This is a genomic window from Shinella sp., from assembly GCF_035998705.1.
In the GTDB taxonomy this organism is placed as follows: Bacteria; Pseudomonadota; Alphaproteobacteria; order Rhizobiales; family Rhizobiaceae; genus Shinella.
In genome coordinates this window covers 435713-449971 of record NZ_DASYHH010000008.1, presented here as the reverse complement: position 1 = coordinate 449971, position 14259 = coordinate 435713, and the positions used below count along the sequence as shown (strand labels likewise).

Sequence of the window (14259 nt, the reverse complement as noted above, 5' to 3'; positions counted from 1 at the left end):
GGGTCAAGCCCGAGGATGACGTGGTGGGGAGGGACGGCGTCCAAAAAAACGCCCCGGCAATCAACCGGGGCGTTTTGAGTTGGCCGTGCTGATTATTTGCCGCGCCTGCCCATCTCGTCGGCGGTGATGAAGCCATCGCCGTTTGTGTCGCGCTGCTTGAACATGGCGGCGGCGGCCGTTTCCATTTCCGCCTTGGTCAGCGTGCCGTTCTTGTCGGCGTCGGCCCGCTCGAACATGCGGCTGCCCATGCGGTCCATGCGGGCATCGCGCAGCGCGGTGCGCGCGGCCTGTCGCGCTTCGGCATCACTCGACTTGACCTCGCGGAACGCCTTGCGGGCATCGCGGAAGGCGTCACGCTTCGCATCGACCTCGGCCTTCGTCACCTCGCCGTTCTTGTCCGCGTCGAAGCGTTCGAAGATCTGCGAGGCGTGTGTCAGCATCCCGTCCCGGGAGAGCTTGCCGTCCTTGTTGGCGTCGAGACGCTCCAGCATGCGCTCGGCACGAGCCTCGCGGTTCTTGCCGTGATGGCCCTTGCCCTTGCGCTGGCCGGCATCGGCCATGTCGAGGGCGCCATCCTTGTTGCGGTCGCGGCGTTCGAAGATGGTTTGCGCCGAAGCAAGAACTTCCGCTTCGGAAAGCGTGCCGCTCTTGTCGGTATCGGCGCGATCGAACATGCGACCGGCGCCCGGCAGCATGACCGGGCCTGCGGTGCGCAGCGCATCGATCGCCTTGTCCTTGTCGGCGCCGGACGCATCGCGAACGGCCTTGCGGGCTTGCCTGAAGGCATCGCGGCGGGCCTTGATCTCGTCCTTCGTCACCTGGCCGTTACCGTCGGCGTCGAAGGTCTTGAAGGTCGGAGAAACGTTCGTCTTGAATTCGTCGAGCGAGACCTTGCCGTCCTTGTTGCCGTCGAGGCGCTCGATCATGGCAGCGCTGCGCTGGCCATGTCTGCCTTCGCCCTTGGCGGCAAAAGCGGGGGCGGTGAGGCCCGAAAGAAGAAAGCCGGCGGCAACGGCGCTAAGAAGAAGTTCTTTTCCAGCCATGGTCGTTTCCTTTATCCATCTTGTCCCTGAGGGCAGGATAAGGAGAACGCCGGCTTGCACCAGTTACAAATTGGTAATTCAACCTTTTGACGAATAAGGGTTTTTTCCGTGTCCGGAATATGTCTTGCTAAAGTAGCGCCTTGAGGAATCCTGTCAGGTCCGACGTCGTGTAGTCGATGTGCTGGTCGTCGTCCGAGCGCTTCTCCCAGGCGTCGGCGAACTCGTGATGCTCGTCGCGCGGCGTCAAAAGCACCGTCTTCATGCCGAGCGCCTTGGGCACCAGCAGGTTGCGCGGCAGGTCCTCGAACATCACGGCATGGTTCGTATCCACCCGATGCAGCGCCATGAACTTGTCATAGGTCGCTCCCGCCGGCTTCGGCACATATTCCGCCGCAACGATATCGAAGACGTCGTCGAAATGGTCGAAGATGCCGAGCGCACGCGCCGCCATCTCGGCATGTTTCACGCTGCCATTGGTGAAGATGAACTTGCGGCCGGGCAGGGCCTTGATCGCCTCGCCGAGGTCGACGTCCGGCGCCAGGACCTCATAGTTGATGGCATGTGCCTTCTCGAGGAAATCCGTCGGGTCGATGCTGTGATGCAGCATCAGGCCCTGCAGCGTCGTGCCATGCTCGAAATAGTATTTCTTCTGCAAGGCCCGCGCCTCTTCGCGCGAAAGCCCGAGCAGCGCCGAGACGTAAGCCGTCATGTTCTTGTCGATCTGGGCGAAGAGATCGACGTGATGCGGATAGAGCGTGTTGTCCAGGTCGAAGACCCAGTCACGCACATGGGCGAAATCGGCTTTGCTCGGAAGATCGGTCATGGGCCGTCTTATGGCACGGGCAAAAAGCGGAGGGAAACGGAATTTTCCGTGGCCACAGGTGCTGGCGATGGATTTGGCCCGGCCCGCATGCTAGCGGCAGGGCATGGAACTCTGGATCCCCATCACCATTGCCGCCGCCTTCATGCAAAACCTGCGCTCGGCCCTGCAGAAGCACCTTCAGGGCAAGCTCGGCACGCGCGGCGCGAGCTTCGTGCGCTTCGGCTACGGCTTTCCGCTGGCGATCCTCTACGTGGTGGTGCTGCACTGGATCGTCGGCTTTCCCTTCCCGGCGCTCAACTGGACCTTTGCATTCTGGGCAGTGATCGGCGGCCTCGCACAGATTTACGCCACCATGCTGCTGGTCTACCTGTTCTCGCTCAGGAATTTCGCCGTCGGCACCGCCTATTCCAAGACCGAGCCGGTGCAGGCGGCGATCTTCGGCTTCGTGCTGCTCGGCGAGCGCATCACCTTCGGCGCCGTCATCGCCATCGTGGTCGGCGTCATCGGCGTGATGCTGATCTCGGTCGCCCGCGCGCCGCTCTCCTGGCGCAATACCTTCGCGGCCCTGAGCAGCCGCACCGCGCTGATCGGCATCGCCTCCGGCGCCGTCTTCGGCGTCTCGGCAGTCGCCTATCGCAGCGCATCCCTGTCGCTGGACGGTCCCGGCCCGATCATGAACGCCGCCGTCACGCTCGCCTGCGTCACCACCTTCCAGACCGCCTTCATGCTGGTCTGGATGTTGTGGAAGGACAAGAACGAGATCGTGCAGGTCTTGCGGAGCTGGCGCTCGTCCGCCCTGGTCGGTATTGCCGGCGTGCTGGGCTCGGCCTGCTGGTTCACCGCGATGAGCCTCCAGCAGGTCGCCTATGTGCGGGCACTCGGCCAGATCGAGCTGGTCTTCACCTTCATGGCCTCGTATTTCCTTTTCCACGAACGGGTGAACCGCACGGAAGTGGCCGGATGCCTGCTGATCGTCTGCGGCATCCTCGGCCTGCTTTTTTCCTGAAGCATGTCGTTGTCGCAAAACCGCTGCACACTTTTGCGCGACATGCTTTAGATCAGGGAACGATCAGCGTGCCGGCGCCGTGTTCGGTGAAGATTTCGAGCAGCACGGAATGGGCAGTCTTGCCGTTGAGGATCACGACGCCCTGAACGCCCGCCTTGATGGCGTCGATGCAGGTCTCGACCTTGGGGATCATGCCACCGGAAATCGTGCCGTCCTTGATGAGTTCGCGGGCCTGCGCGACCGAAAGCTCCTTGATGAGCTGGCCGTTTTTGTCGAGCACGCCCGGCACGTCGGTGAGGAACAGCAGGCGCGTGGCGTTGAGCGCGCCGGCGATGGCGCCGGCAAAGGTGTCGGCATTGATGTTGTAGGTGTGGCCGTCGCGGCCGGGCGCGACCGGGGCGATGACCGGGATCATCTCGGATTTGGCGAGCAGGTCGATCAGCGTGCGGTCGACTTCCACCACTTCGCCGACGAAGCCGAGATCGAGCACGCGCTCGATATTGCTGTCCGGGTCGATCACGGTCTTCTTGGCCTTTTCGGCGAAGACCATGTTGCCGTCCTTGCCGCAGAGCCCGATCGCCCATTCGCCCGTCTGGTTGATGAGCGCAACGATCTCCTTGTTGATCGAGCCGGCAAGCACCATCTCGACGATCTCGACCGTCTTCTGGTCGGTGACGCGAAGACCACCCTCGAATTTCGATTCGATGCCCATCTTGGTCAGCATGGCGCCGATCTGCGGGCCGCCGCCATGAACGACGATGGGGTTGACGCCGGATTGCTTGAGAAGCGCCACGTCGCTCGCAAAAGCCTTGCCGAGTTCCGCATTGCCCATGGCGTGGCCACCGTATTTCACCACGATGGTCTTGTTCTCGTAGCGCTGCATGTAGGGCAGGGCCTGTGCGAGAAGGCGGGCTTGGGTTTCGCTTTCGGATAGGGACATGGCGGCCTCGTGGGAATGGGTGGGCGCCTGTTTAACGCAAGTTTTGTGACGATGGAATGATCCCTCGGCCACAATGCGGCGAAGGGGGAGAAAAAGAAGAATGGAGGGGCGCGCCGCAATGCGGGATCGGTGGCAACGAGAGCCGATGCGGAATATGATGCGCCACGCATTCGTTTGATGAGCAAAAGCGTACCGGCATGCTTATATAGGCAAGACGAGGACCGCGCCTGACGGGAACCGGTCGAAATCGAGAGAGTGCATGAGCCGATGACGGCGCCTGACAAAGACATGAGAGACCCCCGCCGCGACGAGGTGATCGCCGGCGAATATGTGCTCGGGGTGCTTTCCGCCGAAGACCGCCGCAAGGTCGAGGCGCGGCTGGCGAAAGACCGCCAGTTCGCCGCCATGGTGAACCGCTGGGAAGAAAACCTTTCCACCTTCAACGACGACTACGAGGCGCTGCACCTGCCGCCGCGCGCCCGTTCCCCGATGGAGCAGCGCCTGCTCGGCGCGGATATGCGCGATGCCGCGTTTTCCGGCAAGGTCGCAGGCGGCTGCTGGGGGTCTCTGGCTTTCTGGCGGGCGTTCGCCCTGGCATCGCTCGCCGTCACTGCGGGGCTCGCCTTTTCGATGAGCGCGCTCCTGGCGCCGCGCCCGATGAGCGGCGGGCGACTGGTTGCAGATCTCGCGGGCGAAGGGGCGGCGGTCAATCTGGTGGCGCGCTACGACGATACGAGCGGCGCACTGCGCATCACGCCCGTTGCCGGCGGCAAGGAGAAGGAAAAGTCGCTCGAACTCTGGCTGACGCAGGAGGGCAGGGCCCCGGTCTCGCTCGGCGTGCTGCCGCAGACCGGCGAGGGTGAACTCGCCGTGCCGGCGGAGATGCGCACCCGCCTCGTACAGGGCGCCCAGCTCGCCGTCAGCGTCGAGCCCTTCGGCGGCTCGCAGACCGGCAGCGTCACCGGCCCGGTCATCGCTTCGGGTGCGGCGCGGTTCGATTGAGCATTTCCAGCCGAAGCGGCATCGCATCGGCGTCGGATAATGCGGCAAAAAAACCTAACGCTGGATGGCAGTGAGAATGGCGCCGCGCAGGCTGTCGAGCCCGCGGCCCTTTTCCGATGAGGTGGCGAGCACCTCCGGATAGGCGGCCGGGCGCTTCTTGATCTTCGCCAGCGTTTCCTCGACAAGGCGCGGCACGCCGGCATCCTTGATCTTGTCGGTCTTGGTCAGCACGAGCTGGTAGGAGACGGCGGCCTTGTCGAGCAGCGCGAAGACCTCCTCGTCATTCGGCTTGACGCCATGGCGGCTGTCGATCAGCACATAGACGCGCTTCAGCGTCGAGCGCCCGCGCAGGTAATCGAAGACGAGCTTGGTCCAGTTGTCGACCGTTTCCTTCGGCGCCTGCGCATAACCGTAACCGGGCATGTCGACGAGGGCCATCGGCGGCAGGTCGCCCTCCGCACCCGAAAAGCCGTCCGGGACGAAATAGTTGAGTTCCTGCGTGCGGCCGGGCGTGTTCGAGGTGCGCGCCAAACCCTTGTGGCCGACAAGCGCGTTGATCAGCGACGATTTTCCGACATTCGACCGCCCGGCAAAGGCGACCTCCGCCGGGCCTTCCGGCGGCAGGAACTTCATGGCCGGCACGCCGCGGATGAAGACCCACGGCCTGCCGAACAGCGGCTTGTCGTCCGGGGATGTCGTCTCGGTCATAAATCTCGCCTTTGTTGTCTGGCCCTTCGCTTCCGGGTTTTGGCCGCGAAAGTCAAGCGCGGCGCTGGCGCCAGAGTTCCACGCCGAGATAGCAAAGCAGCGCCGCAAGCACGATCACGCCGCCTATGACCGTCCTCAGACCCGGGATCTCGCCATGGATGACGGCCACCCAGAGGGGGCCGAGAACGGTCTCGGCCGTGCCCAACAATGCGGCAAGGGCGGACGGGATGAGGCGTGCGCCCGTGACGAAGAGGGCGAGGCCGAGGCCGAAGTTGAGCGCGCCGAAGACGATGAGAATTCCGAGTTCGCTTGCCGTCACGGCAAAGCCGGAGGCCTGGCTTGCCGCCGTCAGGCAGGCGATGACCGTGCCGAGGAAGACGGCCGGCGTCATGCGCACATGGGCGAACCGTCGGGTGATGATCGTCGCGGTGGCAAAGGCGAAGGCGATGAGGATGGCGAGTGCGTCGCCCATCATCGAGACGCTGCCGCCGAGCGATTCCGAGACCATGATGGCGACGCCGCCGATCACCGCCGCAATCGCGATCCAGGTGTGGACGGCGATGCCCTCGCGGAAGAGCAGCCAGGCCATCAGCGCTGCGATCAGCGGCACGCCGGCCTGGATCAGCACGACATTGGCGACGGTCGTGTAGGCGAGCGCCAGGATGAAGGAGGTGGAGGCGATCGCGAAACAGACGCCGACGGCGACACCGGCCAGACCCATGCCCTTGAAGAGCTGCACCGTGCCGCGCGGCCCGTCGCGCACCAGCATGAAGCCGAGCAGGAACAGGGCGGCGAAGAGCGAGCGCCAGAAGACGACGGTCCAGCCGTCCTCAATGGTGAGAAACCGCGCCAGCGTGCCGCCGAAGCTCCACACCACGGCCGAGCCGAGCACCAGGGCGGCGCCATAGCCTTGCCCCCGGCTGTCCGGAACGGTGGGGGTGAGCGGAAGCGATGAGGCGGACATGGGGCGCTCGCAGGTTGGGGATTGTCGCAACAATGCCAGAAGCCGCGCCTGTGGCGCTTCCATGCCAGCGACGAGGCGATGTCGCAAGCGAGCCGTGCATAAAAAAACGGCAAAAGAAAACCCCGGCGCAAGGCCGGGGTCTGGATGTTGCGTCGGAGTGCCGTCAGGGTGATCCGGCTTTTTTCCCGAACAATCCCTTGAGATTGTCGAAGAGCTCGATCTTCACGCCCTGGCGCTTCATGATGATCGCCTGCTGGATGATCGAGAGCGTGTTGTTCCAGGCCCAGTAGATCACGAGGCCTGCCGGGAAGGTCGCCAGCATGAAGGTGAAGATCAGCGGCATCCAGGTGAAGATCATCGCCTGGGTCGGATCCGGCGGCGTCGGGTTCATGCGCATCTGCAGGAACATCGTGATGCCCATGATGATGGGCCAGACGCCGATCATCAGGAAATGCGGCACGTCGTAGGGCAGCAGGCCGAACAGGTTGAACAGCGACGTCGGATCGGGCGCGGAAAGGTCCTGGATCCAGCCGAAGAACGGCGCATGCCGCATCTCGATCGTGACGTAGATGACCTTGTAGAGCGCGAAGAAGACCGGAATCTGCAGGAGGATCGGCCAGCAACCCGCGAGCGGATTGATCTTCTCCTCCTTGTAGAGCTGCATCGTCGCCTGCTGCAGCGCCATGCGGTCGTCGCCGTGCTTGGCCTTCAGCTCTTCCATCTTGGGCTGCATCTTCTTCATGTTCGCCATGGAGGCGTACTGCTTGTTGGCAAGCGGGAAGAACAGGCCCTTGACGACGATCGTGGTGATCAGGATCGCGATGCCGAAATTGCCGAAGTAGCGGAAGAAGAAGTCCATCAGCTGGAACATCGGCTTGGTGAAGAACCAGAACCAGCCCCAGTCGATCATCAGGTCGAATTGCGGGATGGAATAGGAGGTCTCGTACTGGTCGATGATCGGCACTTCCTTGGCGCCGCCGAAGAACAGGTTCTTCACCTCGATCGTCTGGCCGGGCGCAATCGAAATGTCGTCCTGGCGGTAATCCGCCTGGTAGCGCGGGCGGCCGTCCTTGAAGTAGGAGAAACGCGTCTCGTAGGGCGTCGCCTGCGGCGGCACGATGGCCGTCGCCCAGTATTTGTCGGTGATGCCGAGCCAGCCGCCGGTCGCCTTGCCGGGTGCTACCGTCGTGTCTTCCTCGGTCGTGGAGTACTTCACCTCATGCAGGCCGAGATTGCCGAGCACGCCGATGAAACCTTCGTGCAGCACGTAGACGGACGGTTCGCTCGGCTTGAAGAAGCGCGTCGAGCGGCCGTAGGGCGACAGTGCGATCGCCGCGTCCGTGCGGTTCTCGATGCTGTCGGCGATCGTGAACATGTAATGTTCGTCGACCGAGATCGTGCGGGTGAAGGTGATGTTCTTGTCGTTGGTGTAGGTGAGCTTGACCGGGGTGGTCTGCGTCAGCTTGCCGGTGCCGTCCTGCGTCCAGACCGTCTGCGGGCCGGGGACCTGGCCGGTCGTCTCGCTGCCGACATAGCCGATTTCGGCAAAGTAGCCGTGTTCTGCTTCGGCGGGGCTGAGCAGGGTGATGATCGGGCTCGACTTGTCGACGGTCTGGTGGAACTCCTTGAGCTTCAGGTCGTCGAAGCGGGAGCCCGTGAGCGCGATGGAGCCGGAAAGCGAGGGCGTGTCGATCTCGATACGGGCGGACCTGGCAAGGGCTGCCTCGCGCGTTTCGGTCGTGGTGGCCGTCGCAGCACCACCCGGCAGCGCGCCGCTGGTGGCCGCACCTGTGCCGGTACCCGTGGTGGTGCCGCCGGCGGTCGTCGTCTGCCCGCTCTGGGCCTGCTGCGCTTCAAGCGCGGCGCGGTCCTTGTCGAGCTTCGGGTTCACATAGAGGAACTGCCAGGCAACGAGGATCAGCACGGACAGCGCGATCGCCACGAAATAATTGCGGTTGTTTTCCATCACTCTTTCCCGGGAGCAGCAGGGCGCTGCTGCTGCTTCTGTTTGTGCCTTGTCGCGATCCTCTCCTTGAGACCGGCCACAAGGGTTTTGAACGGCGCGTGCAACACGTCCCGTCTGGCGACAACCACATAGTCGTGTCCGGGCTCCATTGCAAACCCGGCGGATAGCCGCACCGCCTCTTTCAGGCGTCGCCGCATGCGATTGCGTTCCACGGCATTGCCGTGTTTCTTGGTAACGGTGAAGCCGACACGGGGCTGTTCGTCCGGCACCTGCCGGTCGCGCACTTCGAGAAGGAACAGCGGTCCCCTGCGTTTCTCGCCCTCGCGCACAAAAAGAAACTGCGGACGGCTTTTCAGCCGTCCGACAGCAGATTGTCTAACAGTTTTCGTCATTGCCCGTCGCCTCGGTTCCGGGCATTCACGGCCTTAGGCCGAGAGGCTTGCGCGGCCGCGTGCACGGCGTGCGGACAGAACCTTGCGGCCGCCCTTGGTAGCCATGCGGGCACGGAAGCCGTGACGACGCTTGCGAACAAGCTTGGAGGGTTGGAAAGTACGCTTAGGCATTTATTTAATACCGCGGTGTGCGGCCCTTCTTGGGTTTGCGTTGACGCAAGCAGCGTTCAAAGTCCGGCACGGCCCGGCCCTCGCGGGAAGACGGTTTCCAGACGTGCGCGGCTTATAAGGGCAAAGCCGGTGGAAAGTCAATTGCCGGCTCTGTGGCCTTTCTCATTGTCACAATCGTTAAGACAAAAGCCACGCAGAGTTGAGGGACAGTTGTGCATGATCACGTTTCCCTAACGTAACGTGAGGCGAGATACCTGATTTTCCTCAAGAATTTTTTGCCTCGCAATATTAGCAACGGTTCACTCGCCTATTGTTTGGGCGGTTGTATCAAAGTCTAATTAACCTTTAGCGTTTACCGTCGGCATCGAATGGCATGACGACCTTGATCCTTATCCGTGCCTTTGGAGTGTGACGTGAAGATACGCGGCAAGATTTACCTCATCGTGGGCGTGATGGGCCTCATCTCCGTCTGCATCGGCGGCATCGCCGTCCATGTGGTCTCGGAGTTCAGCGAGAAGCTCCACCAATATGAGAATGCCGCCGACCGCGCCTTCCTTGGCGAACACCTGAACCGCCAGGTCACCGCCGTGGTGATGGAAGCCCGCGGCATCTACGCCTCCAAGGATCTGGAAGGCGCCAAGAAATTCGCCGAAGGCATCGCCAAGGAACTGAACGGCATCGACGAGACGCTGAAAGAGTGGCAGCCGCTCGTACCGGCAGAGCAGAAGCCCGCCTTCGACGCCGTCGTCGCGCGCTCCGCCGAATTCCGCACCTTCCGCACGGAAACCGCCCGCCTCGGCACGACGGTTTCGATCGACGCTGCCAACGAGCAGGGCAATAACGAGCTCAACCGCGCCAACCGCAAGGCCTTCCAGAAGGAAATCGACGCCGTCGTCCAGACGGACAACGAGAACCTGACGGCGATCAAGGCCGACATCGCGGCCTTCGAGACCCTCATGCTGACGCTGGTGCTCGGCACCGTCGGCGCCGGCCTCCTGATCGGCGGCGGCACGGCCTTCTACATCGCGACCAATGAGCTCAGCCGCCCGATCCAGAATGTCACGCACACGATGAACCGCCTTGCCGGCGGCGACCTCGACACCGAAGTGCCTTATGCCGGCCGCAAGGACGAGATCGGCGAAATGGCCGGCGCCGTTGCCATCTTCCGCCAGAACGCCATCACCGTGCGCGACCTCAACGCGCAGGAGCAGGTGCTGCGCGAAAAGAGCGCCGACCTCCAGTCGTCGATCGCCACCGTCGTGCACGCGGCAGCTGCCGGCGACTTCTCCTCGCGCATCGGCAAGGACTACCAGAACGAAGACCTCAACCGCTTCGCCCGCAGCGTCAACGAGCTTGTCGCCGGCGTGGAAGGAGGCATTGCCGAAACCCGCCGCGTCATCGGCGCGCTGGCTGACGGCGACCTGACGCAGACCATGGACGGCTCGTTCCGCGGGGCGTTTGCCGAGTTGCAGCAGAACGTCAACGCGACCTTCGCCACCCTCCAGCGCACCATGCGCGAGGTGCGCGCTTCGACCGATTCCATCAACGCCAATTCCGGCGAGCTGCGCACCGCCTCCGACGACCTCTCCAAGCGCACAGAGCAGCAGGCCGCAGCCCTGGAGGAAACCTCCGCCGCGCTGGAAGAGATCACCGCCGCCGTCAAGAATTCGACGGAGCGGGCGAACGAGGCGACCAGCATGGTCGGCGAGGCGACGCAGAGCGCCAAACAGTCCGGCGATATCGTGCGCAATGCGATCGGGGCGATGAGCCGCATCGAGCAGGCCTCGAACGAAATCAGCCAGATCATCTCGGTGATCGACGAGATCGCCTTCCAGACCAACCTTCTGGCGCTCAATGCCGGCGTCGAGGCCGCCCGCGCCGGCGAGGCCGGCAAGGGTTTCGCCGTCGTCGCGCAGGAAGTGCGCGAACTGGCGCAGCGCGCCGCCAGTGCCGCCAAGGACATCAAGGGCCTCATCACCAAGTCCGGCAGCGAAGTGGCCGTCGGCGTGAAATATGTGCAGGAGACCGGCGCGGCGCTTTCCGACATCGAAAAGCGCGTCGTCACCATCAATGATCGCATCCACGCGATCGCCACGGCCGCCCGCGAACAGGCGACGGGCCTCCAGGAGATCAGCACTGCCATCAACCAGATGGACCAGGTCACCCAGCACAATGCCGCGATGGTGGAGGAGACCTCCGCCGCCACGCACAAGCTGAAGAGCGAGGCCGACAGCCTGGCCGATCTCATGGCGCGCTTCCGCACCGGCGATGCCGTGCAGCGCATGGCGCCCGTCCGGGCCGATACCCGCCCGGTCGAATCGCCGGCGCGCCGCATGATCGGCAATGTCACCCGCGCCTTCGGCGGCAGCCGCGCCTCCGCAACGGCGGCCGTCGCCCAGGACAATTGGGAAGAGTTCTGATCGATAGCCGGATTCCGTGAAGCCAGGCGCGGCGGTCGCACGATCGCCGCGCTTTTGTTCCGGCCGTTGGAAAAATTGCCGTAATCTCCTATGATTGGCTATCGGCTGATGCTGAAGATGCGTCGTCGACCCTCGGGTGGCGACGCCGTTTGCCGTTCTGCGGCTTGTCCAGGAGGTGAGTCATGGTGGACAGAGACGGGACGCCGTCCTTGACCGAGACGCCGGTGCCGGCGGTCGGCTTCCTGTCCGGGCTCTCGGGCAGGCTGCTTCTCCTGGCCGCCGTCTTCGTCATGATTGCCGAAGTGCTGATCTTCGTGCCCTCGGTCGCCAATATGCGCCTGCAATGGCTGCGCGACCGCCTGAACACGGCCGCGGCCGCCAGTGTCGTCATCGAAGGCCTGCCGGACCAGGAACTGCCGCGCGCCGTGCAGCAGGAGACGCTGATGGCGACCGGCGCCAAGGCGATCATCCTGAAGAAGCAGGATGCCTCGCGCATGGTCGCCGCCGTCGAGATGCCGCCGAGCATCGATGCGGAATATGATCTCTCCGACGTCTCGACGCTCACCGCCGTCTACGACGCCTTCGACACGCTGATCTTCGGCGGCGACCGCGTCATCCGCGTCTATGGCCCCGTCGGCGAATCGAGCACGCGCATCGAGCTGCTGCTCGACGAACGCGCGCTGCGCCGGGCCATGCTCGGCTATGCGCGCAACGTCTTCATCCTGTCGATGATCATCTCGCTCGTCACGGCAAGCCCCATCTTCTTCGCGCTGAACCGCCTGCTGATCCGTCCGATGCGCCGCATGACGGCGAACATTCAGGAATTCGCCGCCGACCCCTCCAACCCCGCCCGCGTGCTGAAACCCTCCGGCGGGCGCGACGAGATCGCGGTGGCCGGCATTCATTTGGCCGCCATGCAGCAGACGCTGCAACGCACGCTGAAGGAACAGAAGAACCTCGCCGACCTCGGCCTCGCCGTATCGAAGATCAACCACGACATGCGCAACATCCTGTCCTCGGCCCAGCTGATGTCCGACCGCCTGTCGGATGTCGACGACCCGGTGGTCAAACGCGTCGCGCCAAAACTGCTGCGCAGCATCGACCGGGCGGTGGGCTATACGAACGAGGTGCTTTCCTACGGCCGCATGCGCGAACCCGAGCCGCGCCGCCGCTTCGTGGCGCTGCGGCCGCTGGTGCAGGAGGTCTCGGAAGTGCTGGCGATCGATGCGCGCGGCGATATCGAATTCGTGCTCCAGGTCGAGCCCGGCCTCCAGGTCGATGCGGATAGCGAGCAGCTCTTCCGCGTCATCCACAATCTCTGCCGCAATGCGGTGGAGGCGCTGGCGCAGGATACCGCCGCCGACCGCCGCACCGTGCTCGTCACGGGGCTTCGCACCGGCAGCGTGGTGTCGATCGCCATCGACGACAACGGCCCCGGCATGCCCGCCAAGGCGCGCGACAACCTCTTCGCGGCCTTCCGCGGCTCCGTGCGCTCCGGCGGCACCGGCCTTGGGCTTGCGATCGCCCGCGAACTGGTGCTCGCCCACGGCGGTACGATCGCGCTTGTGGAAAAGGCGACGCCGGGCACGCTCTTCCGCATCGAACTGCCCGACCGCCCCGTCCCCCTCGACGCCTTCCGCCACCGGGCCTGATCGCCAGGGCCTTGCGGGCGGCCTTTGACGGCACGATGAAAAAAGTACATCTTTTCTCAGAAATCCGCTTGCAATAAGCCGGCGATCCCTTTAGGAACCGCCTCGCAGCCGGGCAGTAGACGCCTTGTTGCCAGCGCACCCGTAGCTCAGCTGGATAGAGCACCAGACTACGAATCTGGGGGTCAGGAGTTCGAATCTCTTCGGGTGCGCCATTTCCTTTCCAGATCGAATAATCCGGTCTTATTGGCTTGGATCCTTCCCATAATCACCGAATGCCCGCGACGTTGATCTTGGTCAGCGCCTTCACGGTACTCAGAAAAGAAAAAGGGTCCGAATCCGGACCCTCTCAGTTCTCTCCCGCGATTGCTGGTCGCGTCGAGCGTCAGATCACCGTGGTCTTGATGAAGATCGAGTTGACGTCCGTATGGGCGAGGAAGCCGTAGCCGCGAGGTTTGAGGATCTCGACGAATTCCTCGAAGCGGCCCTCGTGCTCGCATTGAATGATGGTGGGCTGGAAGACGTGGTCCATTTCCGAAAGCACGGCGGCGTCGAGGCCCTCCACGTCGACCGAGAGATAGTCGCAATGCGTGCCGTAGTGCTTCTTCAGGAAGTCGTTGATGTGCATGTTTTCGCATTCGATGGACTCGACGATATTGTCGGTGCCGCCGAAATTCTGGAACATCGAGATGTGGTCCGTCGAAATGGAGGACAGCTCGTTCTTTTCGTGGATGTGCAGCTTGATGGTTTTTTCGTGCGAGACGCTGATGGCGCAGTTCACGACGGTGTCGTTGGGACGTGCCTTCTGCAGCGTTTCGGCCAGCGACGGGATCGCCTCCACCAGCACGCCCGTGGCGCCGTAGAGCTTGTAGAGCAGGTAGGTCGCGCTCGTCTGGAACGGGTGGTTGGCGCCGATTTCGATGTAGCGGATCGAGTCCATCGGCCGGCCGGCGCGGCGCATCTGGGCGCGCAGGACCGATTCGACGATGAAGTCCTCGTTACATTGCCCGTAGGTCTCGTAGATGTTCGTCGGGATCGGCGCGGGATTGATGCCGAACCTATTGCACTCATTGGCGATGAAGGGGTTCTGGAAGACGTGCCGTACGGTCTTGAGCATGCATGGTTCCTTTGTCCTGGCGAGTTCCCGTTGCGCTCAAGGCGACGGCAATCTTTCA

General features: G+C 63.4%; 13 protein-coding genes and 1 tRNA gene. 5 read left to right on the top strand and 9 right to left on the bottom strand.

What is annotated here, in order from left to right; translation table 11 throughout:
* Positions 1-92 precede the first annotated feature (92 nt).
* The gene (locus VGN93_RS05145; RefSeq protein ID WP_327506610.1) at positions 93-1043 is read right to left on the bottom strand and encodes an EF-hand domain-containing protein; all 951 of its coding nucleotides are present in this window, start codon (positions 1041-1043) and stop codon (positions 93-95) included.
* Positions 1044-1170: 127 nt separating this feature from the next.
* A complete protein-coding gene (locus tag VGN93_RS05140) occupies positions 1171-1866 on the bottom strand; it encodes a pyrimidine 5'-nucleotidase (RefSeq protein WP_327506609.1) in 696 nt (231 codons plus the stop codon).
* Positions 1867-1969: 103 nt separating this feature from the next.
* On the opposite strand from VGN93_RS05140, the gene VGN93_RS05135 reads away from it, so the two are divergent.
* Positions 1970-2872: a DMT family transporter gene (locus tag VGN93_RS05135; protein WP_327506608.1), complete on the top strand. Its 903-nt coding sequence runs from the start codon at positions 1970-1972 to the stop codon at positions 2870-2872.
* Between the two features lie 52 nt (positions 2873-2924).
* On the opposite strand, the gene argB is transcribed toward VGN93_RS05135, so the two are convergent.
* Positions 2925-3812: an acetylglutamate kinase gene (argB, locus tag VGN93_RS05130; RefSeq protein ID WP_319324563.1), complete on the bottom strand. Its 888-nt coding sequence runs from the start codon at positions 3810-3812 to the stop codon at positions 2925-2927.
* Positions 3813-4079: 267 nt separating this feature from the next.
* On the opposite strand from argB, the gene VGN93_RS05125 reads away from it, so the two are divergent.
* Positions 4080-4814: an anti-sigma factor gene (locus VGN93_RS05125; protein WP_327506607.1), complete on the top strand. Its 735-nt coding sequence runs from the start codon at positions 4080-4082 to the stop codon at positions 4812-4814.
* Between the two features lie 54 nt (positions 4815-4868).
* On the opposite strand, the gene yihA is transcribed toward VGN93_RS05125, so the two are convergent.
* The 5 genes from yihA to rpmH form a co-directional block, all read right to left on the bottom strand.
* Entirely contained in the window at positions 4869-5522 is a 654-nt protein-coding gene (gene yihA, locus VGN93_RS05120; protein ID WP_327506606.1) for a ribosome biogenesis GTP-binding protein YihA/YsxC, read from the bottom strand.
* 52 nt (positions 5523-5574) lie between these two features.
* Complete coding sequence (locus VGN93_RS05115; RefSeq protein WP_327506605.1) at positions 5575-6486, bottom strand: DMT family transporter; 912 nt, start codon at positions 6484-6486, stop codon at positions 5575-5577.
* 163 nt (positions 6487-6649) lie between these two features.
* Positions 6650-8452, bottom strand: a complete 1803-nt coding sequence (gene yidC, locus VGN93_RS05110) for a membrane protein insertase YidC (RefSeq protein WP_319324568.1) — start codon at positions 8450-8452, stop codon at positions 6650-6652.
* Positions 8452-8844, bottom strand: a complete 393-nt coding sequence (gene rnpA / locus VGN93_RS05105) for a ribonuclease P protein component (protein ID WP_319324569.1) — start codon at positions 8842-8844, stop codon at positions 8452-8454. The genes yidC and rnpA overlap by 1 nt, the downstream gene beginning before the upstream one ends.
* Before the next feature lie 33 nt (positions 8845-8877).
* A complete protein-coding gene (rpmH, locus tag VGN93_RS05100) occupies positions 8878-9015 on the bottom strand; it encodes a 50S ribosomal protein L34 (RefSeq protein ID WP_319324570.1) in 138 nt (45 codons plus the stop codon).
* A gap of 413 nt (positions 9016-9428) precedes the next feature.
* Between rpmH and VGN93_RS05095 the strand changes: the two genes are divergently transcribed.
* The 3 genes from VGN93_RS05095 to VGN93_RS05085 all read left to right on the top strand — a co-directional run bounded on the left by VGN93_RS05095 (position 9429) and on the right by VGN93_RS05085 (position 13299).
* Positions 9429-11435, top strand: coding sequence for a methyl-accepting chemotaxis protein (locus tag VGN93_RS05095; RefSeq protein WP_327506604.1), 2007 nt, complete (start codon positions 9429-9431; stop codon positions 11433-11435).
* A 182-nt stretch (positions 11436-11617) separates the two neighbouring features.
* Positions 11618-13087 (top strand): HAMP domain-containing sensor histidine kinase, encoded by a 1470-nt coding sequence (locus VGN93_RS05090; RefSeq protein WP_319324573.1) that lies wholly within the window; start codon positions 11618-11620, stop codon positions 13085-13087.
* Positions 13088-13222: 135 nt separating this feature from the next.
* A tRNA-Arg gene (locus VGN93_RS05085) sits at positions 13223-13299 on the top strand.
* A gap of 170 nt (positions 13300-13469) precedes the next feature.
* On the opposite strand, the gene VGN93_RS05080 is transcribed toward VGN93_RS05085, so the two are convergent.
* Complete coding sequence (locus VGN93_RS05080; protein WP_319324574.1) at positions 13470-14201, bottom strand: FkbM family methyltransferase; 732 nt, start codon at positions 14199-14201, stop codon at positions 13470-13472.
* Positions 14202-14259 lie beyond the last annotated feature (58 nt).